Source organism: Paenibacillus sp. J31TS4, assembly GCF_018403265.1.
Lineage (GTDB): Bacteria > Bacillota > Bacilli > Paenibacillales > NBRC-103111 > J31TS4.
Genome location: NZ_BOSI01000001.1, coordinates 1,469,942 through 1,493,618 on the forward strand (window position 1 = coordinate 1,469,942; position 23,677 = coordinate 1,493,618).

At 61.6% G+C, this 23,677-nt stretch carries 28 protein-coding genes; 12 read left to right on the forward strand and 16 right to left on the reverse strand.

What is annotated here, in order from left to right:
• The first annotated feature begins 199 nt into the window (after positions 1 to 199).
• Together KJS47_RS06730 and KJS47_RS06735 are read left to right on the forward strand one after the other, a co-directional pair.
• Positions 200 to 841: a bifunctional 4-hydroxy-2-oxoglutarate aldolase/2-dehydro-3-deoxy-phosphogluconate aldolase gene (locus tag KJS47_RS06730; RefSeq protein ID WP_213523862.1), complete on the forward strand. Its 642-nt coding sequence runs from the start codon at positions 200 to 202 to the stop codon at positions 839 to 841.
• Positions 842 to 847: 6 nt separating this feature from the next.
• Positions 848 to 1,630: an MBL fold metallo-hydrolase gene (locus KJS47_RS06735; RefSeq protein WP_213523863.1), complete on the forward strand. Its 783-nt coding sequence runs from the start codon at positions 848 to 850 to the stop codon at positions 1,628 to 1,630.
• A 162-nt stretch (positions 1,631 to 1,792) separates the two neighbouring features.
• On the opposite strand, the gene KJS47_RS06740 is transcribed toward KJS47_RS06735, so the two are convergent.
• From KJS47_RS06740 to KJS47_RS06750, 3 genes are all read right to left on the reverse strand, one after another.
• Positions 1,793 to 2,479 carry a helix-turn-helix transcriptional regulator gene (locus tag KJS47_RS06740; protein WP_213523865.1) on the reverse strand — a complete coding sequence of 229 codons (687 nt, stop codon included), beginning with the start codon at positions 2,477 to 2,479 and terminating at the stop codon, positions 1,793 to 1,795.
• Positions 2,480 to 2,635: 156 nt separating this feature from the next.
• Entirely contained in the window at positions 2,636 to 3,070 is a 435-nt protein-coding gene (locus KJS47_RS06745) for a DUF86 domain-containing protein (RefSeq protein ID WP_213523867.1), read from the reverse strand.
• A gap of 236 nt (positions 3,071 to 3,306) precedes the next feature.
• Positions 3,307 to 3,972, reverse strand: coding sequence for a tetratricopeptide repeat protein (locus KJS47_RS06750; RefSeq protein WP_213523869.1), 666 nt, complete (start codon positions 3,970 to 3,972; stop codon positions 3,307 to 3,309).
• Positions 3,973 to 4,145: 173 nt separating this feature from the next.
• Here KJS47_RS06750 and KJS47_RS06755 point away from each other — a divergent pair, with 173 nt between their 5' ends.
• The 4 genes from KJS47_RS06755 (at position 4,146) to KJS47_RS06770 (ending at position 8,241) form a co-directional block, all read left to right on the forward strand.
• A complete protein-coding gene (locus KJS47_RS06755; protein ID WP_213523871.1) occupies positions 4,146 to 4,433 on the forward strand; it encodes a hypothetical protein in 288 nt (95 codons plus the stop codon).
• Positions 4,434 to 4,676: 243 nt separating this feature from the next.
• Positions 4,677 to 6,023, forward strand: a complete 1,347-nt coding sequence (locus tag KJS47_RS06760; RefSeq protein ID WP_213523873.1) for a spore germination protein — start codon at positions 4,677 to 4,679, stop codon at positions 6,021 to 6,023.
• Between the two features lie 17 nt (positions 6,024 to 6,040).
• Positions 6,041 to 7,138: a hypothetical protein gene (locus KJS47_RS06765; RefSeq protein WP_213523875.1), complete on the forward strand. Its 1,098-nt coding sequence runs from the start codon at positions 6,041 to 6,043 to the stop codon at positions 7,136 to 7,138.
• The gene (locus KJS47_RS06770) at positions 7,135 to 8,241 is read left to right on the forward strand and encodes a Ger(x)C family spore germination protein (protein WP_213523877.1); all 1,107 of its coding nucleotides are present in this window, start codon (positions 7,135 to 7,137) and stop codon (positions 8,239 to 8,241) included. The genes KJS47_RS06765 and KJS47_RS06770 overlap by 4 nt, the downstream gene beginning before the upstream one ends.
• Before the next feature lie 267 nt (positions 8,242 to 8,508).
• Here KJS47_RS06770 and KJS47_RS06775 read toward each other — a convergent pair whose 3' ends face one another.
• The 5 genes from KJS47_RS06775 to KJS47_RS06795 form a co-directional block, all read right to left on the reverse strand.
• A complete protein-coding gene (locus tag KJS47_RS06775; RefSeq protein ID WP_213523879.1) occupies positions 8,509 to 9,567 on the reverse strand; it encodes a Gfo/Idh/MocA family protein in 1,059 nt (352 codons plus the stop codon).
• A 160-nt stretch (positions 9,568 to 9,727) separates the two neighbouring features.
• Positions 9,728 to 11,290 carry a type 2 periplasmic-binding domain-containing protein gene (locus KJS47_RS06780; RefSeq protein WP_213523881.1) on the reverse strand — a complete coding sequence of 521 codons (1,563 nt, stop codon included), beginning with the start codon at positions 11,288 to 11,290 and terminating at the stop codon, positions 9,728 to 9,730.
• A gap of 54 nt (positions 11,291 to 11,344) precedes the next feature.
• Positions 11,345 to 12,172 (reverse strand): histidinol-phosphatase HisJ, encoded by an 828-nt coding sequence (gene hisJ / locus KJS47_RS06785; protein ID WP_213523883.1) that lies wholly within the window; start codon positions 12,170 to 12,172, stop codon positions 11,345 to 11,347.
• Positions 12,173 to 12,299: 127 nt separating this feature from the next.
• Positions 12,300 to 12,533, reverse strand: a complete 234-nt coding sequence (locus KJS47_RS06790; RefSeq protein ID WP_213523885.1) for a CsbD family protein — start codon at positions 12,531 to 12,533, stop codon at positions 12,300 to 12,302.
• 99 nt (positions 12,534 to 12,632) lie between these two features.
• Positions 12,633 to 12,902 (reverse strand): hypothetical protein, encoded by a 270-nt coding sequence (locus KJS47_RS06795; RefSeq protein WP_213523887.1) that lies wholly within the window; start codon positions 12,900 to 12,902, stop codon positions 12,633 to 12,635.
• A 150-nt stretch (positions 12,903 to 13,052) separates the two neighbouring features.
• Between KJS47_RS06795 and KJS47_RS06800 the strand changes: the two genes are divergently transcribed.
• Positions 13,053 to 13,448: a YhjD family protein gene (locus KJS47_RS06800; protein WP_213523888.1), complete on the forward strand. Its 396-nt coding sequence runs from the start codon at positions 13,053 to 13,055 to the stop codon at positions 13,446 to 13,448.
• Between the two features lie 67 nt (positions 13,449 to 13,515).
• Here KJS47_RS06800 and KJS47_RS06805 read toward each other — a convergent pair whose 3' ends face one another.
• The gene (locus tag KJS47_RS06805) at positions 13,516 to 13,995 is read right to left on the reverse strand and encodes a hypothetical protein (RefSeq protein ID WP_213523889.1); all 480 of its coding nucleotides are present in this window, start codon (positions 13,993 to 13,995) and stop codon (positions 13,516 to 13,518) included.
• A 243-nt stretch (positions 13,996 to 14,238) separates the two neighbouring features.
• Between KJS47_RS06805 and KJS47_RS06810 the strand changes: the two genes are divergently transcribed.
• Together KJS47_RS06810 and KJS47_RS06815 are read left to right on the forward strand one after the other, a co-directional pair.
• A complete protein-coding gene (locus KJS47_RS06810) occupies positions 14,239 to 14,583 on the forward strand; it encodes a hypothetical protein (protein WP_213523890.1) in 345 nt (114 codons plus the stop codon).
• 197 nt (positions 14,584 to 14,780) lie between these two features.
• Complete coding sequence (locus KJS47_RS06815; protein ID WP_213523891.1) at positions 14,781 to 15,071, forward strand: hypothetical protein; 291 nt, start codon at positions 14,781 to 14,783, stop codon at positions 15,069 to 15,071.
• Between the two features lie 266 nt (positions 15,072 to 15,337).
• Here KJS47_RS06815 and KJS47_RS06820 read toward each other — a convergent pair whose 3' ends face one another.
• The 5 genes from KJS47_RS06820 to KJS47_RS06840 form a co-directional block, all read right to left on the reverse strand.
• Positions 15,338 to 15,808, reverse strand: a complete 471-nt coding sequence (locus KJS47_RS06820; protein ID WP_213523892.1) for a spore germination protein GerPE — start codon at positions 15,806 to 15,808, stop codon at positions 15,338 to 15,340.
• A 7-nt stretch (positions 15,809 to 15,815) separates the two neighbouring features.
• A complete protein-coding gene (locus tag KJS47_RS06825) occupies positions 15,816 to 16,001 on the reverse strand; it encodes a spore gernimation protein GerPD (RefSeq protein ID WP_213523893.1) in 186 nt (61 codons plus the stop codon).
• A complete protein-coding gene (gene gerPC / locus KJS47_RS06830) occupies positions 15,998 to 16,933 on the reverse strand; it encodes a spore germination protein GerPC (protein WP_213523895.1) in 936 nt (311 codons plus the stop codon). Before gerPC ends, KJS47_RS06825 begins: the two co-directional genes overlap by 4 nt.
• A 161-nt stretch (positions 16,934 to 17,094) precedes the next feature.
• Positions 17,095 to 17,310, reverse strand: coding sequence for a spore germination protein GerPB (locus KJS47_RS06835; protein WP_213523897.1), 216 nt, complete (start codon positions 17,308 to 17,310; stop codon positions 17,095 to 17,097).
• Positions 17,310 to 17,534, reverse strand: coding sequence for a spore germination protein (locus tag KJS47_RS06840; RefSeq protein ID WP_213523899.1), 225 nt, complete (start codon positions 17,532 to 17,534; stop codon positions 17,310 to 17,312). The genes KJS47_RS06835 and KJS47_RS06840 overlap by 1 nt, the downstream gene beginning before the upstream one ends.
• Positions 17,535 to 17,760: 226 nt before the next feature.
• Here KJS47_RS06840 and KJS47_RS06845 point away from each other — a divergent pair, with 226 nt between their 5' ends.
• Positions 17,761 to 18,231 (forward strand): Hsp20/alpha crystallin family protein, encoded by a 471-nt coding sequence (locus KJS47_RS06845; RefSeq protein ID WP_213523901.1) that lies wholly within the window; start codon positions 17,761 to 17,763, stop codon positions 18,229 to 18,231.
• 340 nt (positions 18,232 to 18,571) lie between these two features.
• Here KJS47_RS06845 and KJS47_RS06850 read toward each other — a convergent pair whose 3' ends face one another.
• Positions 18,572 to 20,251 (reverse strand): alpha/beta fold hydrolase, encoded by a 1,680-nt coding sequence (locus tag KJS47_RS06850; protein ID WP_213523903.1) that lies wholly within the window; start codon positions 20,249 to 20,251, stop codon positions 18,572 to 18,574.
• A 148-nt stretch (positions 20,252 to 20,399) separates the two neighbouring features.
• Between KJS47_RS06850 and yqeK the strand changes: the two genes are divergently transcribed.
• Positions 20,400 to 21,104, forward strand: a complete 705-nt coding sequence (gene yqeK, locus KJS47_RS06855; protein ID WP_213523905.1) for a bis(5'-nucleosyl)-tetraphosphatase (symmetrical) YqeK — start codon at positions 20,400 to 20,402, stop codon at positions 21,102 to 21,104.
• A gap of 30 nt (positions 21,105 to 21,134) precedes the next feature.
• Positions 21,135 to 22,961 (forward strand): PAS domain-containing sensor histidine kinase, encoded by a 1,827-nt coding sequence (locus KJS47_RS06860; RefSeq protein ID WP_213523907.1) that lies wholly within the window; start codon positions 21,135 to 21,137, stop codon positions 22,959 to 22,961.
• 100 nt (positions 22,962 to 23,061) lie between these two features.
• Here the strand turns inward: KJS47_RS06860 and KJS47_RS06865 are convergent, their stop codons facing one another.
• A complete protein-coding gene (locus KJS47_RS06865) occupies positions 23,062 to 23,520 on the reverse strand; it encodes a pentapeptide repeat-containing protein (RefSeq protein ID WP_213523909.1) in 459 nt (152 codons plus the stop codon).
• Positions 23,521 to 23,677: the final 157 nt, after the last annotated feature.

Here is a 23,677-nt window from a genome sequence, read left to right on the forward strand (position 1 = left end):
CCACAAGCAAGCGCAAAAAAACAGTTTTCGGCCCCAGCCCGCCCCCCTTGACAGCTCCCTCTCCTGCTCCCTTTCCAGTGTTGCCCGGCATACGCGGCCGGAACCCTTCGGAGCTCGTCCTTCCTTCGTGGACGCCCCTACCGCCGCGGGGTATAATGACAGAGTAACCAGACAGGAACGAAACGGAGTGACGAACCAGATGAATCGTGAACAAGGCTTGCAGCAAATCGAACAAACCCGGCTCATCGCCATTCTGAGAGGAGTGGAGCACAAGGACGTGTTCCGCATAGCGGATGCCCTGCTTGCGGGAGGCGTTACGGTCATGGAGATCACCCTCAATACCGAAGGGGCGGCCGGCATGATTGCCGATCTGCAGAAGGAATACGGAGACCGGATGTTCATCGGTGCCGGTACGGTGCTGGACGCGGAGGATGCCCGCAGGGCACTGGACGCGGGAGCTTCCTTCCTCGTCACGCCGAATACCGATCCCGAAGTGATCCACATGGGAGTGGAGGCCGGGCTGCCGGTATATCCCGGCGCGATGACGCCGACCGAGATTGTGACCGCCTGGAAAGCCGGTGCAACCGCGGTCAAAGTCTTCCCGAGCACAGGCCTCGGCCTGCCGTATCTCAAAGAGCTGATGGGACCGCTTAACCATATTCCGCTCGTCGCCGTCGGCGGCGTGAACGAGGACAATGTCGGCGATTTCCTGCGTGCCGGCTGCTCCGCAGTCGGCATCGGCGGCTCGCTGATCAATCTGAAGGAGATCGCAGCAGGCAACTTCGACTGGGTCCGCGACAAGGCCTCGCGCCTCACTGGCGCGATCCAGGCGGCCAGGTAGCAACGCGTGGATACACTCACTTTCCTCGGCACCGGCGACTCGATGGGCGTCCCTCGCGTCTATTGCTCTTGTACGGTCTGCGAGGAAGCGAGGACGACGGGACGCAACCGGCGTCTTCGCTCCTCCGTCCTGCTTGAGAGCGGCAGGGAGCGGCTCCTCGTCGACTGCGGGCCGTCCTGGGGGTGGCAGATGGAGCGGCTCGGCGAGCGATCGGCCCCGCCTCTTCTCATTACCCACGCCCATTACGACCACATCGGCGGCCTGCCCGAATACGCGGATGCCTGCCGCTGGCTGCACCGCAAGGGAACGGTGTACGCCCCGGCAGAGGTAGCGGACACGCTGCGCCGGATGTTCCCCTGGCTGGAGAACAACCTGGCTTACCAGCCTGTGGACGAAGGCCTCGTCTGGGCGGGCTGGGAGATCGCCGCGTGGAAGGTGTGCCACGGCCGCAACGGCTTCTCCTACGCCTACCGATTTGAGAAGGCGGGGTACCGCATGGTCTACTGCCCGGACTCCATCTCCCTGAACGAAGAAGAGAAGCGGCCGCTCCATGACCTTGACCTCCTCGTGCTCGGCACCAACTTCTTCAAAGAGGAGGCTCCGCAGGCGAGCCGTTCCGTCTACGACGTCACGGAGGCGCTGGAGCTTGCAGCCGAAGTGAAGCCCCGGCGGCTCCTGTTCACCCATCAGTCGCATGGCATCGACCTCGATACCGTCTACCCGCTGCCGGAAGGGACGGCGTTCGCCCGAGAGGGCATGACGGTCCCGCTGCGCCGGGAACAGCCCTAACTCGTGCCCAACGCCGCCCGTTTCCGCGGCAGCAGGCTGCATTCCGCATCCGGGAGCCGACCCTGTCTCTCGCTCCATCCAACAAAACCCTCCTGGCCCTCAGGCTGTGCGCCTGGGCAGGAGGGTTTTTGCATTCGCTTCTCTTGCTCTTGCTATAGAGAGTTACTCGGCTTCGGGAGAGAGGCCCGCGGCCTCCTCCCGTCCGGCATCCGGTACGAGAGCGGACAGGGGACGGATCCGGTAGACGCATCGCGTCCCTTCCTCCGTCAGGCATTCCGTCCGCTCGACATCGGCTTCGAGCAGCTCCGCGAACAGCTGCTGCTCACAGCGGCAGGCCGCTTTGTAGCGGCTTGCCACCTGGGCGATCGGACAGTTGTGCTCCCGGAAGAAGTAGCCGTCTTCCCCGTCCTCTTCCCACTCTGCCATGTAGCCGTTCGCCTGCTGGATTCCGGCGAGCAGCTCGACGCGTTCGGCAAGCGGCTTGCCCGCCAGCTCGCCTGCATGCGTCCGGAACAGCTTGCGCTTGCGGCCCTCAAACAGCGCCGCCACCGCCTCCCCCCCGGCATGGGCCTCGAGCTCCTCCAGCAGATCCAGAGCCAGCTGCCGGTAGTTGCGGGGGAACAGCTCCTCCGTCTCCGAAACGAGCGAATACTGCAGCATGGGACGCCCCACTCCCTGCCGGGAGCTGCTGGAGGCGACGATCCCCGTTCTCTCCATTGTATGCAAATGGCGCCGGACAGCCATCTCGGTCAAACCGAGTTCCCTGGCCATTTCCCCGACGCCAATCGGTCCTCTCGTCTTCAGCATGGTCAACAGCGCTTGTCGGGTCGACCTGTCTTGACCGTTCATTGGGTTTCACCACCTGTCCCCCATTGTAGCTCATTTGGGGTGTCCCGTAAATCACAGGGACGGCCGGCCCGGTTATCGGGAGATCCGCCGCGGCCTAGCCGGATAGGCGTGAGCTGCCCGCCAGAGGGGCGGACGCCGTTCCCCGTCCGGTCCGGTTTAGAGGCCGATCGCGCCGAGCTCCTTACGGACGAACGCCTCTACCGAGCGGGCGAATACTTCAAAGACCTCCGGAAGCTCGGGCAGGAGCGGATGCATGGCGGAGCGGTCCCAGCTCGTGTAGTCCTGGGCGATCGCCCGGCGCAGCCGGACGAGCTCCAGAAGCTTGGCCCCGGTTGCTGGGTCGAAGACCTGCTCCCCGATCAGGATCTCGACGATATCCTCGTAGCTGCTCGCATCCCGCATCATGAAGCCGTCAATGAGAAAACTCCCGACATCCGTGACCGCCTCGATGCCCAGATACAGCACGCGTTCCTGGGCGAAGGCGTGCAGAATGTCGTTCTTCCAGCCGGAGGCAAGCTCCTTCGCCGCTTGTCCGACCTGCGGAAGGAACGTCAGACGATTCCCGATTTGCTCTTGATTTACGTAATACATGCCCTTACCTTCTTTTCTTTTTTTTGTAGGATGACCATGCTAGCAAAGCCGCAAACGTAAGCGGGATGATTAAGATAAGCAGGACGCCCTGCATCAGATATTCCATTGACATGACCGTACTCCTCCTTGGCAGCGCCCCGCTTCCGCGGATCGTTCAACCTACTCAGTGTATCGCCACCGCCGAAATTCCGTCAAGCCGGGCGCCCAGAACGGGCGTCCGGCCGCCCGGGCCGCGTTCACCGCTTCCAAAAAGCGAGCAGCGCCCATCGTCTCTCCGACCGCCGCTTGTACTTGGGCAGACTTCGGTACAGCTGGACGGTCTCGGCGAACGCGCGGCGCGCCTCCTCCTCGCGGCCGAGCCGTTTGTACAGCAGGCCAAGACGGTAATACGCCTCGCACGAGGAAGAGTGGACCTCCCGGAACGCCTCGAGGTAGGCGAGCGCCCGGTCCGGAGCGGACTCCGCCAATGCCTCGCCCAGCCTCAGATAAGGCTCCCCATAATGAACGCGGGGATTGAGCCGCAGCGCCTCCCGCATCTCCCGCTCCCCTTCCTCGCGTTCGCCGAGACGCAGCCGGCACAGACCGATTCCGAAGCGAACCTCGGCCGAATCCTCCATCACGGGCAGCACGCTCTCGTAATAGTCCAGCGCCTCGCGGTACTTCTTCTTCTCCGCCAGCAGCTGGGCGGCCTCCAGACGTCCCCGCGAATCGTGCGGGTGCAGCCGCAGCTCCTGACGGAGCTTCGCGAGCCGCCTCGTCCGCTTGAGCGGCTTCAGGAAGCTCGGCGACAGGCCGAGAAAACGCCGGTCAAGCACATACAGAATTACGAGCAGCACGACAATCGCGAGGAACGGATTGCCGAGCAGCCACCACAAGAGCGAGAACAAAACAAACTTGCCCACGAATGCACCTCCGGAAGCGCTGGCCGACCCAGCGCCCTTCTATTGCTCCACATTTTACCACAATTCGGTGACATTGCCGAAAAAACGCCGGAAAAGACCTGCCTGTCTGGTTGCCAGAATCGGCGCCGAGCCGCTACAATGAAACGGATGACCAACAGAAAGAAGGCGTAAGCATGAACGCACAGCAGGCGGCCCGCTGGGAACGCCGGCGCCGGATCGGACGAACTTCCTTTATCCAGCGCTATTTTGCCCTGGGTTTCGGCACAGCCGTCGCCCTCCTCCTTACCTTAGTAGAATATTTGACCCAGAATACGGTCAACGGCTGGTATTTCGCCATTCGACTCGTCGTCTTCCCCATCATCGGCGGATTCGTCGGTACGGCCGTCTGGCAGTCCAAGGAGCGCGGCTACGAGGAATACCTTCAGCACAATCGCCAGAAACCCAAAAAAAAGAAGTCCTGAGACACGGGCAGCCGACCTTGAATCGGCACCCGGGCCGCAGGGCTTTTTTTTGTGTCCGCCTATCCCCCGCCGTGTCCCGCCGCATCTGTTTTTTGCCAAGCGTTCCTGGGCTTCGCACGGCCCGGCGAATCGTCCGGGTCGATACCGAAACGCATAAGAATTGGCCCGCTTGGAAGAATGATGAACAGACATCCGGACCTGCTCCGGTCCGGCTTCCGACAGGAACCAAAGGAGGGTACCGACATGGCCGACACCGCATATGAGCCCCTCATTGCCTATATGAAAAGCCAATTGAACGACCCGCCCGACCTGCAGACGCTGACGCTCAAGCTGGACGATCGCCTTGCGGAGCTGCTCTATCTGTCGAGCATGACGGACGAAGCCAAGCTGCAGTCGGACCTTGTGAGACCCTTCTTTGAGGCGGGAGCTCAATACGACAGCTACCTCGCTTCCCTGCCCGGCAGCAGCCTGCCCGCCACCTGGGACGAATCGACCGGCCTTCTACTGAGCGGGTACGTTCTCGTCATGATGAAGGACGGAGTGATCTACGCCTGCAGCGGCCTGAAGAAGCTCACGACCCAGCTCGGTACCGTGACGTCGGAATCGACGGTCTACGGCTCGGAGAAGGCGTTTTCGGAGGACATTTCGGTGAACATGAACGCTCTTCGCCAGTCCTATCCAGTCGCCTCGCTGCACTATGATATGCGCCAGATCGGTTCCGTCTCAAAGACCAAGGTAGCCATGGTGTACGACAATCAGGTGGTCGACAAGGAGGTTGTCCGCCTGCTGGAGGAGCGGCTCGACCAGATCCAGATCGACGTGCTGCTGGCCTCTGCGCAGCTGGAGCGGCTGATCACGTCGCGCAAATTTTCTCTATTCCCGACATTAAACATCTCGCAGCGGATCGATCGGGCGGTGCAGAGTCTGGGGGAGGGAAAGGTGGTCCTGCTCGTTCAGGGAACGTCGTTCTGTCTCATCGCCCCGGCCGTTCTCTTCGACTTCGTCGCCTCGATGGACGATCTCTATCAGTCGTACTGGGTCTCCCTCGCGCTGCTGACACTGCGGTATATCGGCATCATCGTGACAATCATGCTGCCCGCCGCCTATGTGGCGATCGTCTCCTACAACCCTGAATTTTTCCGAGTGCAGCTCACGCTGTCGATCGCCGGGAGCCGGGAGGCGGTTCCTTATCCTTCGTTCGTCGAGGTGGCCGTCATGCTGTTCCTGCTTGAGTCGCTGATCGAGGCGAGCATCCGGCTGCCCAAGACGATCGCCTCCACCGCCACGACGGTAGGCGGCCTCATTCTGGGACAGGCCGCCCAGCAGGCGGGTCTGGTCAGCAGCATCATGATCATCGTCATCTCCACGCTCGCGATCGCCAACTTCGTCATTCCGATCAATGCGATGAGCTTCTCGCTGAGGCTGGTTAAATACCCGCTCATCCTGCTAGCCTCCTTCTTTGGCCTGATCGGCCTCATTGTCGGGCTGTTCGGCTTCATCGTCTATCTGGCCGATCTGCGCAGCTTCGGCAAGCCTTACCTCAAGCTTCGCTTCAGCAGGCTCGGCCGCCCGCGTCCGGGCAAATCCTGACGGAAGGAGGAGATTCGATGAACCGTTACTATCTTTACTGCATTATGTGCAATCTGCTGACATGCTTCATTCTCTATATCCCCAACGTGCTGATCGAGCAGCGCTTCGACGGCGCCCTGATGAGCATGATTCTCGGCATCCCGATCAGCTTCTGTCTGGCCGGAACGTTCCTTCTCGTCATGCGGCGCGTGCCGCGGATGGACCTGGCGTCCTATCTGCGGACTCTTCTGCCCCGTTGGGTCTTCCTCCCGTTCACGGTTTACCAGGCATTGATGTGGTTCGCAGCCTCCTGCGGAGCGATCGGGGAATTAACGCTCGTGCTGCGGCGTTACACCGTTCCCGACATTTCGTTCACCATGCTCCTCCTCCTGCATCTGGCGGCGATTGCCTGGGCGGCCTCCCGTTCGACCAAGACGGTACTGGCCATCCTCGAGATCGTCAGTCTGCTCTGCGTCCCGCTCATGACCTTTCTCGTCCTAAAGGCGTGGGCCAACGAGAGGATAAGCTGGGACTCCATCTACGTGCTGACGGATTACGTCGTGCAGCCGCCTACGTGGATGGGACTCGCAGCCTCGACGTACGTGTTCAGCGGGTACGTTAACCTTGCGGTCTTCCACAAGGTCTTCCGTCACCCGATCGGCTGGCGGTCGCTCCTCGCCAGCGTGGTAATGGGGACGGGCGTGCTGTTCACCATCGTCCTCGTGCCGGTCGGCTTCTTCGGCACCTACGGCGTAGCCGATTTTCCTTACATAAGTGCTTCTACGGCGGACTCGATGCGGCTGGACTACGGCTTCATCGAGCGGGTCCTCTATCTCTACATGCTCTGCATGCTGCTGAGCATGCTCAATTTCGGCATGATGATTTGGCATGTCGGCATTGAAATGCTGAAGACCTGCATGCCGGCCCGTCTGCTCAGGACCAATGTCCGGGAGCAGCTCTTCGCGCTGTCCGTCTGCCTGCTCCTCTCGATTGCGACGCTGCTGTTTTTTAACCTTCTGGACGAAAAATCCATGCTGACCTGGACGACCGGCTGGCTGTCGTTTCGGCTTTTCAGTGAGATTGCGACCGTCGCGTTCCTCGCCCTGCTGCTGCTGCGCAGGAGGAAGCCGGCATGAGGGCGGTGCGGCGTTGCCTCGTCCTGCTGGTGCTGTGCAGCCTTCTCGTCCCCCTTTCCGGCTGCGCCTTCCGGGACATCGACAAGCGATTTTTCGTTCTCGCGATCGGCTTCGACAAGTCGAAGGAAGAGGGCAAGGCGTTCCGCATCAGCTTTAAGCTCGGACTGCCGACCGCTCAGCTGCAGGCGAACCAGCGAACCTCCCAGACGATCAGCGTCGACGCCTCCTCCATCCCCGAAGCGGCCCGCCTGCTGAAGTCGAAGGTCGACAAGGAGCTCGACTTCGGGCATGCGAAGGTGTATGTGTTCGGCGAAGAGCTCGCCCGCGAGTCGATCATCGTCCCGCTCGATTGGCTGACCCGCCGGCGGGACATGCAGATGGTGGGCTTCACCGCGCTAGGCTCTCCAACCGCCGAGGCGGTACTGCGGCAGAAGGTGGCCGGCGAGCGCTTCCCGGCCAACGCCCTCATGCTCAGCTTCGGAGATACCGGCACAACCTCTCCGTATATCTTCACCGTCTACCTTTACCAGATGTACCGGCGGACAACGGAGCAGGGGCTCGATCCCTACCTCCCGGTCATCCGGCCGGCCGGCGACCATCTGGAGATTGACCGCGTCGCGCTGTTCGACAAGGAGCGGCTCAAGCTCATTCTGAACCCCCACGAAACGGAGGTGCTTAAGCAGATCATCTCCCGCCGCGGCAGCAGTGGCATGAACACCAATATCGAGACACCGACCTTCTCGCTGTCAATTACCGAGTTCCGGGCTTCCTACAATATCGAGGAGAGCGAGCCTCCGACGCTCAAGGCCCGCATTTATCTGTCCGGGATCGCTGAATCGTCCAAAGCGCCCAAGACCAAGCCGTTCACGCAAAACTGGGGGGAGCTGGAGGAGGAGGCGGCCACGGTCGTCCGCGAGCGAGTGGCCGCGCTGCTCAAGAAGCTTCAAAGGCACAAGATCGACCCGATCGGCTTCGGCCTGCGGTATCGCGCCACCCAACACCGGGGACACGCGGAATGGAACGACTGGGTGCGGATCGCACCGAAGCTGAACTACGACATAGAAGTCAAGGTTAAGCTGGAGGGCACGGGCACGCTACGATGACCAGTTTCACGCAGACAGATGCCTCCTAAAAGCAAATGACTGCGGGACGTTGCTCCGGCGGAAGCAGCCGATTGCCGGAAAGGGACATCCAAAGGAGTCGAATTTAGCCCCGAAGGGCAGGGTCTCCGCCTCCCTTTGCCTCCGATCTGGAAGGATCAGGACACAAAAAAAGAGCGGGGCCGTCGGCTCCGCTCTTCTCCGGATGAGTTAAAACGCTAATAGGATGGCAATTGCACTGCTCTGCATGCGGCCGTGCCGCGCGAAAGATTAGTAGCGGATTTCCTTGCCGGACTCCGCCGACTCGTAGATGCCGCACAGAATCTTCATCATCTCGACGCCGTCCTGCACCGGACTGAGCGTCTCCTTCATACCGCGGGCCGCATCGAGGAAGTGATTGATCTCGTTGCTGAAACCGGCGGCGAACTCGAACGTGCGCTTGTTGATCTGAGGATCGATGTTCAGAATCGTGTCGTACTTTTCGGCGATTATGGTGAGCTCCGGCTCCACCTCGGCTCCGCCCTTGGTGCCGTAAAGCTTGACGCTGAGCTCGTCTTTCTTTGCGTGCAGCGTGAAGCTGACGTCCACGAGCATCGAGGCGCCGTTCTCGAATTTGATCAATGCGTTCGCTGCGTCTTCGACCGTGTTCTTGGACGCATCGTAGTCGGACGCACGGTAGAACGCGAGGTTTTCTACGTTCGCCCGGTTGCCCAGGCTGTTGTATGTATTGCCGGAAATCGACTTAACCTTCGGCCGGCCCATCAGGTACCAGGCGAGGTCGATGACGTGTACGCCGATGTCGATCAGCGGACCGCCGCCCGACCGTTCCTTGTCGGCGAACCAGCCGCCCGGGTTGCCGAGTCGGCGCAGACAGGTCGCCTTGGCGAAGTAGACGTCGCCGAGATCACCTTGGTCGATGAACTTCTTGAGCACCTGAGCGTTCTCCGCATAACGGCGCACGAAGCCAACCTGCAGCAGCTTGCCGCTGCGTTTGACGGCTTCCTCTACTTGGAGAGCTTCCTCGACGGTCATGCAAAGCGGCTTCTCGCAAAGCACATGCTTGCCCGCATCCAGTGCCGCGATGCTGATGGGAGCGTGGCTGTTGTTCCATGTGCATACGCTTACAGAGAAGATCTCCGGGTCTGCGAGCAGCTCGTTATAGTCGGTGTAAACTTTGGTCGCCCCGTACTTGGCCGCTTTCTCCTTGGCGCGCTCCTCGTTCAGGTCGCAAATGGCGTAAATTTCGACTTCCGGATTCTTCGCATACGAATCCAGATGTACCTGCGAAATGGAGCCTGCTCCGATTACGCCAATTTTCAGCTTGTTCATCCAGTTCCCTCTCCTGTCTTCATTTTACTTAACTGCTAGCTCTTAGTGTATAAGAACTAGCCTCCGGATTCAACCAATACTATGGAAATTTCCTCCGAAAATGCGCGGAGACCGGCCCGCACGGGAAGCCTATCGGGGGCTCCCAGCGGGCCGGTCTCGGTCAGCGAAGCGAGCGGCGCCATTCGTTGGCTTCCCGGGTGAGCTGCTCCCCGCCTCCCTGCTTCCACTCGGCGACGAACCGGTCGAATTCCGTGAGCGGCTTCTTCCCGTCGATGATGGCGGCGAACATATCGCGCTGCAGCTCAAGAAGGCTTGCCTGGTACAGCCCTTCGGACGGAAGCGGCGACTTGACCGCATTCTCGTAGCCCGCACCGGGAAACTGGAACAGCCTGGCTTTGAGGGCGAGCAGCTCCGGATTCTGCTGCTTCTTCAGAAACTCCGGCTGCGCGAACGGAGTGAACGTGATATGCGCTCCGATGCGGGCCTGCTCCACCGGGTCGCGGAAGCCTTCCTTCATGACGATCGAGTACCCGTCCTCTCCGATCTCGTAGTGCACGCCCTCCTCCCCGAATTTGGCCCTGAGGAAAAAGGAGTAGTCGCTGTAAAGCGCATCCCAAATCTGCATGATCCGGTGCCTCTTCTCGGGCTCCGCCTGCTGGCCGAACGCCATATAGCTTCCGCCGACGAGTCCCGGCGTGCTGTTGCCGAATTTGCCCTCCGGCCCTACCGGCGGCGGGCCGAGAGCGATCCGCCCCCGGCCTCCGGTCGCCTCGGCGAGCAGCTTGGTGTTATCCCCGCCGGACGAGCTGCCGTCCCCGCTCGCCGGCAGCCAGTGGTAGTAGGAGCCGTGCGTGGTGACGCCGATCCTGCCGTTCACGAACGCATGCGAGACGGCCCAATAGCCGCCATTGTTCTCGCCGGCCGCCCATTCCGGGTCGATCACGCCGTCCTGCCGCCAACGCGCCAGCGTCTCGAGCGCGCGCCGAGTTTCCGGGAGAATGCCGCTCCAGACCAGTTCCCCGCCGCGCTCGGTCCACATCTCGGGATGAACGCCGTATGCGCCGTAGACGTCGATCATGCCGTCCTTGCTCATGCCGTGCGTATCCCGGAGCCCGTTGCCGTTCGGATCGCCGTTCCGGAACCGGTATACGGCCTCCTCGAACTCCTCGAGCGTCTCCGGCGTCTTGGTTATGCCGACTCGCTCCAGCCAGTCCTGGCGCCATGCGGTCGCCAGGCTGTAGACGCCGTCGCTGTTGATGCCGGGAATGCCGATGTACTCGCCCTTGTAGCGGACATACTCCCAGAGGCGCGGATCGCAGGAGTCCACAAGCCGCTTGTAATGGGGCATATACGTTTCGAGCTCCTGCTGGGTGAACCCCGCAATGACGCCCTGCCGGGCGAACTTCTGCAGATCGCTGCCCGAATAGACGGTCATGAAATCCGGAATCCGGCCCTCGGACAGTTTCTCGCCCAGCATCTGCCCGCGCTTCGTCACATCCAGATTCCAGACGTTCAACCGGACGTTGAAGCGCGCCTCGAGCCATCGCTTCACCGGCGCGTCCTCCGCCACCGGCCCGTATTGGTAAGTGAGCCAGTCGATCGAGAACGGGCGGACAAAATCCGTGCTCGCCGCCCCTTTGCTGTCCTCGCAGCCTGCAATCCCGGCGGCCAGTGCGCCGGCCAGCAGCGCGCCCCCTATCCGCAGCAGCAGATCTACCTTCATTGCTGTCCAACTTCCTTCCTGTTGTCGGATCGGCCGATTCATCCTTATCGGGGCCTAAGCTTGCGGGGCGGCCGCACGCGCGTACTCCTCCCAGCCCATGCCGACATGCTCCGGCTTGTGGGCGTCCGAGCCGTAGACGACCGCAATCCCCTCGTCTATGCAGCGGCCCAGGAACCATTCCGGCACATAAGAACGGCCGCATGTCGGTACCCGCAGCCCCGCCATATTCACGTCCAGGCCGACTCCCGCTGCCGCGAGTCTGGGCACTAGCCGCTCCAGCCTCCGCTCGATCTGGGCCATGTCGATCGGCGGCAGAACGAGCCGGAATTTCTCGATCAGGTTGACGTGCCCGATTCGCTTCGTCCCGCCCGGCAGCCGGGCCGCGATGCCGATCGCCTCCTCCACATGGTCGTAGTATTCTTCGACCACCCGCTCCATTGAGCCGTAGTAGGAGATGAGCCCCTCGCGAAAGTCGTCCGGCGTGAAGTCGATACACCGCATGCCGCGCTTGCCGGGCAAATAGTGCACCGAAACGATATAATCGTCCAGCCGTTCTCCGAACCGGTCGACCAGCCCGAACGTGAACGCCTCCGCGCCGGGCAGGTAATCCAGCTCGAGCCCGGCCAGCACCTCGAGCCTTCCTTCGTACGCGCACTTATGCCGCTCCACCTCATCCAGGTAAGCCGGCATCTCGTCCATGCCCATCGCCAGTTCGGCCATCAGCCCTTCATCGTCGACCCACCGCTCGGGAAGCGGCGGATGCTCCGTGACGCTGTAGCGCGTAAAGCCAAGCGCTGCCGCGCGCTCCAGATACTCCCCGAGACCCGCCGGATTGCCGTGCTTGCAGAACGACGTATGCGTGTGCCCGTCCCATTTGACCATGGTGCCACTTCCTTCCCCGCAAATAATCCTAATTATAACGCGGTTTGTCCGTTATACAAGATCCCGCCGGACGGACAGACAACAAAAAAAACCGGCGCCCGAGAGGCGCCGGTTCCTGCCGTTTCCCCTAACGGGTCGGCGTATTGGTATCGATATCACTATCCTTGAAGCGGTTGGTCCAGGTATCGTACTCCCGCTCCGCGTCGTCCTTCGTATGGCCATAGCGTTCCTGGAGCTTGCCGACCAGCTTGTCCTTCTCGCCGCTGATTACGTCGAGGTCGTCATCTGTCAGCTTGCCCCACTGCTTTTTGGCTTCGCCCTTCAGCTGGTTCCATTTGCCCTTGAATACGTTGCTATCCATAGTCTGCACTCCCCTTTTTCAAACAAAGTGATGGTGCGTCTACAGATCCTTTTTACCCAAGAACGGCCAGCCTGAATCTTTGGCAGCCTCCTGCCGCACTCACGCGCTCCGGTGGCGCAGCCCCTGGATGCCCCCTGCCGGCAGGAGCCGCGGGGACCTGTCTCCGGGATCCGCGTCCGGCGGTGCGGCGGCGGAACGCTGGTCCTCAAGCCACGCGTCGAGATCCTCTTCCTGCCGGAAGGCGCTCCTTAGCCAGATCTCCACCCACTCAGAAAAAGGCAGCTGCCGCACCCACGGCTGGTTTTTGGCCACATAGGGACTGGAATAGAAATCGCCAAGCTTGTCCAAGAGACGGTCGTCGATTGTCATAGCGGTCTCCTCCTTTGGGCATTTCTAACCGGGCGGGTGCTGCGCACGCCGCAGAGCGGAGGCCCTGACGCTGTATCCAATTTCCACTTGCCGAACAGGGCCGTCCAGGTCTACAATAAAACCGAGAAACAGGGGAACAGGTGTTTGCCTATGGATTCCAAGCAGTCTTATCAAATTCCCGGCACGCTGGGCGAAGCCGATCAAGCCAGAATCAAGGAGCTTGTGCTGCTGCCCATTTTGCTGACGCTGCTCGAACGGGACCGCCGGGCGGTCGAATCGTCCTCTCTCAAGATGAAGGAGGCCTATCTGGCCTGGCTGGAGCGGGCAGCCGACGCGGTGCACCGCGACCTCGCCGCGATCCGCCGCTCTCTCAAGGAGAAGAAGATCTCCCTCTACCTCGAAGCCAAGGACGAGAGCGGCATCCGCTATCTGTATGTATACCGCGGCTACCAGGACCGGATGTTCCTGCGCTGGGAATACGTGAAGGCCGAGGTGGAGGAGCGGCTCGCCGCCTATACCCGTCCGGCGGGGCATCCGCCCGAATAACGGGCCTCTTCCGTGCGCGGCGCCGTGCCGAAGCGCGTAAGGCCCGGGGAACGCGTCTTGAAGACGGCTAGATGGCGTGGGCGACCGGCTCGGCATTCAAGTCCGTCCGCTTCCCCGCCGATTCCGGCCAGCTGAGCGCATACTCCTCGACTGAGACTAGCAGGATGTCGCGGATCGTAGGCAGCTGGAGAACGGGCTCGCTCTGGAGGACCGTGTGCTTCAGCCGCGCAGCGGAAGCCGACACCGTCCAGGCGTCGCCCGGCTCGGCGGGTCCGGCCAGTTCCAGCTGCAGCCGGCCGCTGACGTGAAACCGGTGGCTGTATTCCGTCTCGCGGACCTGTATCCATTCCAGCGAGCGAATGCCCGCTACCGGGACCAGCATCGCGGCTCCTTTCTCGTCGGCCAGCACCAGGCTCTGCAGGTGGAGATTCCAACGATTCAAGGTGGACTGCGCTTGCTGGATGGCCGCTTGCTTGCTCAGGGCAGGAACGGTTAGTGTCACAATAGCTTCAAACATGCCGCGGGAAATGCCCGGTTTGCTCATCATTTTCGGAATGCTCCTCCTTCATGGTGGATCTTCAGTTGCATCCTTTCAGATCTATGCGATCCTTTCCGAATCTATACCCGCATTCAAGTATAATGCCTCGCCTTCGCAAAAGTTGTCTAACGGGCGGGGACAATCCGGCAGAGGTTTTGTCGAACCTTGCCGCTGTTTTCTCCTTCGCGTAAGCGGGTAAAAGGGGATAAAGACGATATGCGCAAAGGACAAACTGCGCAAGGAGGGACGAGCATGGCCAAACAAACCTACTACGTGAGCATCGCCCCGAACGAGATCGTACCCGATCCTCTGCCATCGAACACGACCCAATTCGAGATTCTCGCCGACGACGGCGACCTCGCCCGGCTCCAGGATCTGTTCGAGAAGACGACGGATACCGAGAACCGGCTGGTCGAGCGTGCTTCTACCCCGTATGAGGAGTTCGAGCAGGAGGAAGAGCAGGACGAGAAGAACGAGCTGTACGATGAGCGGCTGCAGAATGTGTACCGGCTCATTTACGAGCTTGGGACGGAGAAGACCCGGGCACATATCCGGAAGATGGACGTCCTGTCGGGAGAGCTGCACGAGGATTCCTGAGCCCGTCCGGGAAAGGCGAAGGTACACAAAGAAGATCTGCCCAGTTAGAGAGCTGCCGCGAGCGGGGCTCTTTTTTTATGCCGCTCGTTCAAGATGGAGAGAGCAGCCGCGGATAGCCAGGCGTGCGCGGAACGGCCGGGGTGCCCCGGGCATACGCTATGACAGCGGCGGTCCGATCGGCCGCGAGGAGAGGGAGAGTGGGAACGATGAGCGCCAAGCCCGAGAAGAAGCCGACCGGGACCGGGGAGACGAAACGAAGCAGGCCCTCGCGCAAGGAAGTGCTCGATGCGCGCAAAGGAATGCTCGCGCTTCGAAAGGAGCTGGAGGGCAAGCGCAAGAAGCTCGAGGGCCAGACCAAGCAGCTGCGCAAGCTGGCACGGACGCAGGATATGCCCGTTTGGGTCGACGAGGCCGCGAACCTGTACACCAAGGAGAATTACAGTTATATGGACATGCTGAAGCATCTTCGCAAGAATAAGATTCTCTAAGCCTTCGCATGAGAGAGCGAGGCAGCCAGCTATGGCGGCGGGCGAAGCGACGGCGCTGTGCGGAGACGGGGCGCGCAGCGGAGCGAGGCGGCTGCGGGCTGCCCGCACAGCGGGGTGGCGGGCGGTTCCGCGGCCGGCTGGATCGGCAGCAGCGAGCGGTGCGCTTGAGCCGGGGAGCGGAGCTGCTTCGCCTCCGCACCAGCGGGGACAAGCCCGCCGCAGACGGAGGAGCCGCTCCGAGCGCCGCTGCAGGAGCCGCCGCGTGCTCACGGGTTGGAGCACGCCCTGCATCCCCCGCCCACCGCTGGGCCGCTTTCGCCCGCCGCACGGCCGCCTCCGGCAGCGGCCGCGCCGGCCTCGCCGGCGACGGACGGAGCTGGCAGCTGCCGAATATGCTTGGTGCGGCTGTCGGCGTGCAGCTGCAGGAGGGAGCCGACCTGCAGCACGGCACCGACCGACAGCGAGGTCACTCTGACCGTCCCCACCTCAATCAGCGGGTTTGGATTGTCGCGGCGGAACGTCACTTCCTCTGTCTCGGGCAGATGGCCAAGCGGCATCTCGAACAGCGGATCGCCGGCGACCCCTCCCTCCCTGCCCTCAAAGTACTCAACCTTGCGCTGCACCGCATATATTTTGGCTTCCGGCGTCAAATATCCGATATCCCCAACATGCAGGCTGGAGCCGAATAGCACAACGTTGACACTCACCGATCCGGCGAGAGACGTTCTCCACTGCATGCTGTCCTCAAGGCTCCGGGGGCAGCAGCTGGAAAGGACCGGTGAGGCACGATTCCGGCGGCGTGTCGAATGCCGACGACAGGGAGATCACCTCGGCGTCGCCTACGATCGCCACGGATGAGCCGCCCACCCCGTAAATCTTGATCATTCCAACCTGAGTCCCTTCGTTTACCACATGCATATTTACGCTCATTGCGAATCTCCTCCTAAGGCTGCCCGTTCAAAATATTGCTCCAACGCCAGCCGGATGTCCCGCTTGACCTTCTCCCCAATCTCTCTCTCCAGGGCCGGATCGTGCTCCGCCCCTGTGCCCGCGGCCTTGTGATAGACAATGGTCCGCTGGCGGGCCTGCTGCCGGATGTCCGCAACCATAGCCTGCCGGAACTCGTCCGAAAGCGGAACTTGATACCGGTCCTCCAGCTTCCGGATCTGGGACGGCACCTCCACCACCACATGGCGGTCAATGTCCTCCAGCAGTCTAGGCAAAAAAGGCGCCCCTCCCACCGGCATGCCGGCAAAGGTTGACGGCGGAACGGGCGGTACGGGGGGCGGTCCACCTCCCGCCGTTCCGCCCACGGCCCCGGCCATACCCGGCGTCCCTGCGGTCCCGCCGCTCCCCTGAGCGGACGTCCCGCCAGCGATGCCTGAGCCGGCCGGGACTGCCGCAGAACCGGAAACGGAGGCCCCGTCGCTTCTCCCGAAACCTGCCCCGGCATGCCCCGTGACCGTGCCGCCAGGAACTGTAGCCGGACCGGGACCACCTTCTACCGTGGCGGGTGCCTCCACTATTTCCGGAGCGGCCGGGCCCACCGGCAGGCCGGCGCCGCCCGGAGCCGGTTGGGTGCCGCCGGCCTGCTGCGCCTGCTGAACGGCCCATTCCTCGATGGCGCCTACGCCTCCCGGCGTAATGCCGATGTTCAGCGTTCCTTCCAGCGTCTCTACCTTGAGCTGGTCGAATGTATATTCGATCTTTTCGATAACCGTTTGCTTGCGGTCGCCGAGGGCATCCACGCTGGCTTGGAGCTCCTCCAGCCTGGCGGACAGGGACGCCAGCTGATCCCGCTGCATGGCAAGCGCTCCATACAGATCCTGAAGCAAGCGCAGAACCCAGGGATCCAAGTACATGCCGGCACCTCCTCCTTGTTCATCTTATGCGGAGGCGGACATATCCCATGCCAGAGGTGTTCGAGAGGAGCGGACCCGGCTGGCAGATTCTGCGTCTCCCGGTAGCGGCTGACAGCATGCCGCATGGTCCATTAGCGGCTGACAGCACGCCGCGTTGCCCGTTACCGGCTTACGGCCGGGAATGGCACCAGCGTCCCCGCCTGCGTGGCGGCCTCCGCGGCCTCTGAACCCGCGGTCTGCCCATAGCCGCCCGTATTGTATTGGTTGGAGAGGGACCGGATGGAGCCTGCGCTGCCGATCTGAAGGACCGACGAGTTCGTCACGGCCTCGACCCGCAGCGTCTGGATCGTAATGGTTTGGTGAACCGTCAGGTTCATTACGGCACCACCCTCGTCACATTGTTATCCACGAGATCCCGGTCATTGGTATTCGTCGCGCTGACCGCGTTGTTGGTCATCGGCAAATCCCCGGTATTGAACGAGCCCGCACCCGCGTACGATTTGGAGGAGCTGCTCGGCGACAGGAAGACCGCATCTCCGAACTGGATGATGGAGCTGGGACCGACACTCAATATTTTGACGTTTCCGACGATCGCGGGCATGGCATACCTCCCTATGAGCCGGGAATGGGCCAGGAATGCGGCTTGACAGCCACGCTCCCGGCTTCCCTCTATAAGGCAATGTATGAACGACCGGGCCGGGATGTTCGCCCAACCAGCCGAAAAAAGAAGCTCAGGTGAGCGTCCGTCACGTCCCGGTCCGACTGCGCATAAACTGGCAGAAAACGTTGAAGCACGGTGTCCTCCGGACAAAGAAAGGACCGATCGCATGGCCGACAAACCGAATCTCTTCGATTGGAAAGCACTGGAGCAATGGCTCGGCGGGCAGCTTCCCTTCCTCCCTCAGGGCTTCCAGCAGCAGATGCGGCAAGGCGAGAACTGGGTGGAGTCCTATGTGAAAAATATGCTGGATAACACGCTCAATAAGCGCGGGGGGGATACAGGGCTTGCCCACGAGCAGTTCGAGACCCACAGCGACGTCATTGTCCGCATTACGGTGCCGGACTCGCTCTCCGTCCGCTCCCTCCGTCTCTTATGCGGGCCCCGTCAGCTGAAGCTGGAGGGGCTGCCGAGCGGAACCACGCAGTCGATCGAGCTCCCCTGCCCGGTCCTGTTTGAATCGGCGCGGGCCGTTTACAAACGCGGGGTTCTCCAGGTGAGAATGCCAAAGGAGATCGAATCGGACTTTCTGCAGGAGATTCCGATCCGCATCGCCCCGCGGCGGCCTACCAAAAAATAGCCGCGCGGAAGCAGCCGTACACGATCGCCGGATTACAGCCCGCGTGACGGCCAGTCTCACGGACGGCCGGCTCTATGCGGCGGTTGGCCTCATGCGACGGCTTGCCCCATGCGACAGCTGGCCCCGTGCGATGGCTAGCCTCATGCGACCGCTGGCCAAGCGCGACGACTAGCTGCGGCACGGCTGGCCTCGTGGACAGCTAGCCTCATGCGACGGCCGGCCTCGCGGACAGCTGGCCAACTAAAAGAGCAGCCTTCCAAAAAAGGAAGGCTGCTCGCCTGCGTCAAGCCAGCTTGGGCGGGACGGCCCTTGTCCGGCCGCCGCCCGGTGTCTCAACCGGCTACCGGCGCTCCGCGATCCAGCCCGCGATGGCGTCGATGACCGTGCCCGGCACATTGCCCGGCTTGGCGTATTCCTCGCCGGTCGAGGGCTGCTCTGCCGGAACGAAGAAATGATTCAGCTTCGGGAACGAGCGGTACGTCACGTCGGTGCGTGTGCCCAGAGCCTGCTTCCACTTGTTCAGCTCCTCCGCCGGCACCTGGCTGTCGTTCTCGCCCTGCAGCAGCAGCATCGGCCCCCGCTGCCTGGCAGCCAGCTTCGCTCCCTCGTAATTGCGGAAGTCGAACCACCAGTAAGGGTTCGAGACCGCGAATTCCTTAGGCAGATTGGATATGCTGTTGCCCGGGTCCTTCAAGAGCGCGTGCATCGCTTTCCACTGCGCAGCCTGCGCCTCGAGCGCCCCGACGACCACCGCCGGCTGACCGGCCGCCTTTGCCCGCTCCACCGCCTGCTGCAGCTGCCACAGCAGCAAATCCTCGAGCGGCCCGGAAGGAGCGGCTAGCAGAATTGAGCCGGCAATCGCATGCGGCGTGTCCTGCTCGAGAATCCGGGGGACGAGCATGCCGCCCTGGCTGTGCCCAAGCACGAAGATCCGGTCCGCGCGGACGGCTTTTTCTTCCTGCAGGGCCTGTACGGCCAGCAGCGCGTCGTCTATCGTTTCTTCCCGGACCGAAAAATCCGGAAGCAAGGAAGACTTGAACGGATGCTCGCGCGTCCGCTTCTCGTAGCGCAGCACGGCAATTCCCTTGTCCGCGAGGCCTACCGCCAAATCGCGGAACGGTTTGTAGCCGCCGATCGACTCGTCGCGGTCGTTCGGACCGGAGCCGTGTACCAGCACGACCGCCGGGAAGGGACCGTCTCCTCTCGGCAGCGTGAGCGTACCCGGGAGGGCGAAGTCTCCTTTGCCGACCATGATCTCCTTCTCCGTGTAGCCCTCCGGACGGTCATAAGCCGGCGTCTGGTAGCCTCCGGCCGCAGAGGCCGGCAGGTAGAGATCGTCGAGCTTGCCGCCGCGGAAGCGCATCGTCAGCTCCAGCGGAACCGGCTTGTCCGTCTTGTAGACCAGCACAGCGTTGCGGTGAACGCTACTACGCTCCTCCGCCGCCGTCATCAGCTGGCCCGGCGCTCCGAACGCCTGCGTCAGCTGGCCCCAAACCTGCTGCAGCAGCGGAACCGGTAACGCCCTGCGCAGAGGCTCGCTCATGAGCGCTCCCGCTTCCTCGTAACGGCCTGTCTGCAGCAGATGAACGACGTACCCGCCGAGCGATATCGTGTCCTCCTTGCCTATGATCAGACCTCCTCCGGCTGTCCAAGAGACGTCCGCATGGAGGGCGTCCCGGACAAGAGACAGGGGAACCATGGTCGTCTCCTCCACCAGTTCCGCCGCACGGGGCAGCGCCACCGTCTTGTTCCCCGTTTGCGCCTCAGCTGCCCCAATCGCAACGCGGAACGATTCGTTGCCTCGCGTGACCGTCACTCCGTAAGTCTCCTGGTTCCATACAACGGCTGCGCCGATGGCTTCCGCCAGCTGCCTCAGCGGGACGAGCTCCGCGTACACGCGCACCTCTCCTGCAGCTGCTATCCTACTCTCCGCCGCAAGCGCCCGCCCTGTCGTATCGAGACCGAGCGCCAGCACGGAGCAGGCTGCCAAACCGCATATCGCTTTTGTCCAAGTCTTCATCCGCCATCCCCCTCCGCCATTTCTTTCCTCTATTGTAATAATCCCCATCTGCCTAAGCAACTTGCTTCCAGCAAGTGGTATCGCGAAACCAGGATTGCGGGTACAATAGAACCACTATCCGGTTCCGATCCAAGAGGAGGACAATCGTATGCATAAGCTGCTGCTCGACCTGGCCGAAGGCGTGCCATTCAGCGGTAACTTGAGAGAGGATGTAAGCGCATTCCTAACCGTCCATCATTGCCCTCATACGCTTACCCATTCGCTTCGCGTAGCGGCGGAGGCCAAGCGGCTGGCCGAGGCCTCTGGACAGGACCCTGCCGGTGCAGAAGCGGCCGGCCTGCTTCACGATATTAGCGCCTGCATTCCCAATGCGGGCCGGCTTCAGTCCTCTCAGGCGTTAGGAGTGGACATTCTGCCTGCGGAAGTGACGTTTCCGCCCATTCTGCATCAGAAGTTGTCCCGGGTGATCGCCCAAGCCCTGTTCGGCATTACCGACGAGGCGGTGCTGAGTGCCATCGGCTGCCATACGACGCTGAAGCCAGGGGCCTCGCAGTTCGATCACATTCTCTTCGTCGCGGACAAAATCGAATGGGACCAGCCCGGAACGCCTCCCTATCTGGACCGCCTGAAGCAAGCGCTTGCCCGCTCGGTCGAGCACGCATCGCTTGTCTACCTGGAGCATCTGTGGAACAATCGGCTGTCGCTGAAGGTACTCCATCCGTGGGCGGAGGAAGCTTACCGCGAGCTGTATAGCACGCTGGACCGCTCCGCCACGGCCGAGGCCGACAGCGACAGGACTCGTCTGCCCTCCGCCGGAACGCCTCTTGCCCAGCCGCTCGGCGGGGAAGCCTAGACCCTCAATCACATTCAGGAGAGATCCCATATGACCGAACCCTACGTAACGGACGACAGCTTCTATCGAAAGACGTTCGAACAGGCACCGATCGGAGCCGCGCTAATCGACGAGAAGGGCAACTGGCTAAAAGCGAATGCGGCTTTGTGCCGAATGCTGGGCCGGCCGGAGGCGGAGCTGCTGACGAGCAATTTTCTGTCGATTACCCACCCTGAGGACGTGGCCGGCTGCCGGGCGGCCCATTCCCTCCTGATGAGCGGAATACGGGGTGAGGCGCAGCTCGTGAAGCGCTTCTTGAAGCCGTGCGGCGGCCTGCTGTGGGTGCAGGTCAGCGCATCCCTGCTTAAGGACTCGGATAGCCGAACGACTTGCTTGGCTTATTTCCAGGACATTACGGAAAGCAAGCTGTCGGAGCAGGAGCTGATCGAGACGAAGGAGCGGCTCGATTCCTTCATCACCAACACCTCGGATGCGGTCATTCTCTTCGACATGGACTTCCGCATCCAGCGGGTGAACGCCGCATTCACCCGGATATTCGGCTGGTCGGCCGAGGAGGTGGCAGGCAAGCAGCTCCCGACGACCCCTCCCGAGATGCTGGATCAGGCGCTCCGTCACATGCGCGAAGTCGCAGAAGGGAACTCTGTGGTACGGACCCAAACGCAGAAGCGGCATAAGAACGGTTCTCTGGTCGAGCTCGACATTACCAAATCCCCCATCCGGGACTCCAGCGGCGCCGTCGTCAGCATCGCCGCGATCGGACGGGATATCTCCGAACAGAAGCGGCTGTGGAGGGAAGCAAAGGAGAGCGAGGAGGCACTCAGCAGGCTTGTCGAAAATACACCCGATCCGCTGTTTATTCTTCGGGAGCGCTCCATCGTTCAGGCGAATGAGGCGGGGGCCCGGCTGCTGGGTGCCCCCTCCTCCGAGCAGCTGAAGGGACTGGCAGTCGACAGGTTCTTGCCCGAAGAAAACCGGGAGCAGGTACTCGAGTCGCTGCAGAAGCGTGACCGAAGAGATGTCACCCAGGGGTGCGTGCTCAAGCTCCTCACGCTCGAAGGCAAGGAATTCGAAGCCGAGATAGTGGGGATCCCCGCCATGCTGCATGGCGAACAAGTGCTGCATATCTTGGTCCGCGACATCACGGAGCGGCGCGCGACGGAGGAATGGATCCGGATGTCCGACAAGCTGAGCATGGTCGGACAGCTCGCCGCGGGCATCGCCCACGAGATCCGCAATCCGCTGACAGCGATCAAAGGGTTTGTCCAGCTGACCCAGCGCCATGCGGGCCGGGAGGATTACTACGCCATTCTCAAATCCGAGATCGAGCGGATCGAGGCGATTACCGGCGAGCTGCTGCTGCTGGCGAGGCCCAATCCGGCCAAGACTGGACTTCACGACGTGAGGGAGCTTCTCGGCCACGTGGTGCCGCTCTTGGCCTCGGAGTCGATCCTGCACCACGTGGAGCTGTCGACTTCGTTTCCGGAGGAAGCGGCCTGGATCCAGGCCGACGGCAACCAGATCAAACAGGTCTTCCTGAACCTGATCAAGAACGCCATCGAGGCTATGGGACGCCCCGGAGAGGTGCAAGTCCGGGTCTACCGCGCCGACGGCTGCATCCGGACGGAGGTGGCGGACCAGGGAGACGGCATCCCGGCCGATCTGCTGGGGAAGCTGGGGCAGCCCTTCTACACAACCAAGGAAAAGGGGACCGGACTCGGCCTCATGGTCAGCTACCGGATTATCGAGAACCACGGCGGACAGGTGACCGTATCGAGCGCCGTCGGCGAGGGAACGACGTTCACCGTTTCGCTTCCGGAGGCTTCTGCACCGGCAAACCCTCTCGGGTCCGGCTTGTAACGAGGAAGGCTCTGATCTTTCTAGAAGGAGACGGTCCCTACGCATTGCTGCCGTTCGGCTCTTGCCAGCCGAGCGGTTTTGTTGTGCCTGCGGCTGCCCGTTATCCTCGTGTCTCCACCTGCTTCAGCAGCTCTTCGATATTGATTCCATTGATCGTGAGACCGGTGATCTTGCAGTCGGTTATGGCGAGATTAGACAAATCGCACTGGGTCATCTGGGTATTCCTTAAGATGCAATTTTCAAATACAACCGGAGGATACGTTTCTTCCGGATTGTAGTTAGCATCCACACCTTCAATGGGCCAGTCTATATTCCGAAATTGCGCGCCGGTGCATTGCACGTTTTCGATCCGAATATTGGTTAGATTCCCGTTGGTTATTCTAGCTCCGGTCATATTCACGTCGTTTAGCGAGAGCTCCCGCAAGTCGGCGTTGCTGATCGATGTTCCGGCCAAACATACGTCGTCGAAAGAAAGCTGCCTCGCGTTCACTTCCCGAAAGCTCGAGCCGGAAATATCCCTTTTCTCCCAATTCACGGTCCCTGCTGTCCAATCCGCCATTCTAGATTCCCCCTTGGTTAAAATATGGAAAAATCAACCATCTAGAGTTTAGCGTACATACGTTCGTTTGTAAAGAGCCCCTGCCGCCGATGCGGTCATAAAAAAAGACGGCCGCAGCCGTCTTGCAAACCCGGTATGTCAAATTTAAGAAAAGGCG

Bases quoted from the DNA above. Each gene is read 5' to 3' on its own strand.
- yqeK (WP_213523905.1), top strand. From the start codon at position 20,400: ATGCATAAGCTGCTGCTCGACCTGGCCGAAGGCGTGCCATTCAGCGGT.
- KJS47_RS06810 (WP_213523890.1), top strand. From the start codon at position 14,239: ATGGCCAAACAAACCTACTACGTGAGCATCGCCCCGAACGAGATCGTA.
- KJS47_RS06780 (WP_213523881.1), bottom strand. From the start codon at position 11,290: ATGAAGGTAGATCTGCTGCTGCGGATAGGGGGCGCGCTGCTGGCCGGC.
- KJS47_RS06775 (WP_213523879.1), bottom strand. From the start codon at position 9,567: ATGAACAAGCTGAAAATTGGCGTAATCGGAGCAGGCTCCATTTCGCAG.
- KJS47_RS06760 (WP_213523873.1), top strand. From the start codon at position 4,677: ATGGCCGACACCGCATATGAGCCCCTCATTGCCTATATGAAAAGCCAA.
- KJS47_RS06805 (WP_213523889.1), bottom strand. From the start codon at position 13,995: ATGATGAGCAAACCGGGCATTTCCCGCGGCATGTTTGAAGCTATTGTG.
- KJS47_RS06800 (WP_213523888.1), top strand. From the start codon at position 13,053: ATGGATTCCAAGCAGTCTTATCAAATTCCCGGCACGCTGGGCGAAGCC.
- KJS47_RS06845 (WP_213523901.1), top strand. From the start codon at position 17,761: ATGGCCGACAAACCGAATCTCTTCGATTGGAAAGCACTGGAGCAATGG.
- KJS47_RS06860 (WP_213523907.1), top strand. From the start codon at position 21,135: ATGACCGAACCCTACGTAACGGACGACAGCTTCTATCGAAAGACGTTC.
- hisJ (WP_213523883.1), bottom strand. From the start codon at position 12,172: ATGGTCAAATGGGACGGGCACACGCATACGTCGTTCTGCAAGCACGGC.
- KJS47_RS06730 (WP_213523862.1), top strand. From the start codon at position 200: ATGAATCGTGAACAAGGCTTGCAGCAAATCGAACAAACCCGGCTCATC.
- KJS47_RS06865 (WP_213523909.1), bottom strand. From the start codon at position 23,520: ATGGCGGATTGGACAGCAGGGACCGTGAATTGGGAGAAAAGGGATATT.
- KJS47_RS06850 (WP_213523903.1), bottom strand. From the start codon at position 20,251: ATGAAGACTTGGACAAAAGCGATATGCGGTTTGGCAGCCTGCTCCGTG.
- KJS47_RS06770 (WP_213523877.1), top strand. From the start codon at position 7,135: ATGAGGGCGGTGCGGCGTTGCCTCGTCCTGCTGGTGCTGTGCAGCCTT.
- KJS47_RS06795 (WP_213523887.1), bottom strand. From the start codon at position 12,902: ATGACAATCGACGACCGTCTCTTGGACAAGCTTGGCGATTTCTATTCC.
- KJS47_RS06755 (WP_213523871.1), top strand. From the start codon at position 4,146: ATGAACGCACAGCAGGCGGCCCGCTGGGAACGCCGGCGCCGGATCGGA.
- KJS47_RS06840 (WP_213523899.1), bottom strand. From the start codon at position 17,534: ATGCCCGCGATCGTCGGAAACGTCAAAATATTGAGTGTCGGTCCCAGC.
- gerPC (WP_213523895.1), bottom strand. From the start codon at position 16,933: ATGTACTTGGATCCCTGGGTTCTGCGCTTGCTTCAGGATCTGTATGGA.
- KJS47_RS06790 (WP_213523885.1), bottom strand. From the start codon at position 12,533: ATGGATAGCAACGTATTCAAGGGCAAATGGAACCAGCTGAAGGGCGAA.
- KJS47_RS06745 (WP_213523867.1), bottom strand. From the start codon at position 3,070: ATGTATTACGTAAATCAAGAGCAAATCGGGAATCGTCTGACGTTCCTT.
- KJS47_RS06740 (WP_213523865.1), bottom strand. From the start codon at position 2,479: ATGAACGGTCAAGACAGGTCGACCCGACAAGCGCTGTTGACCATGCTG.
- KJS47_RS06835 (WP_213523897.1), bottom strand. From the start codon at position 17,310: ATGAACCTGACGGTTCACCAAACCATTACGATCCAGACGCTGCGGGTC.
- KJS47_RS06820 (WP_213523892.1), bottom strand. From the start codon at position 15,808: ATGCAGTGGAGAACGTCTCTCGCCGGATCGGTGAGTGTCAACGTTGTG.
- KJS47_RS06825 (WP_213523893.1), bottom strand. From the start codon at position 16,001: ATGAGCGTAAATATGCATGTGGTAAACGAAGGGACTCAGGTTGGAATG.
- KJS47_RS06765 (WP_213523875.1), top strand. From the start codon at position 6,041: ATGAACCGTTACTATCTTTACTGCATTATGTGCAATCTGCTGACATGC.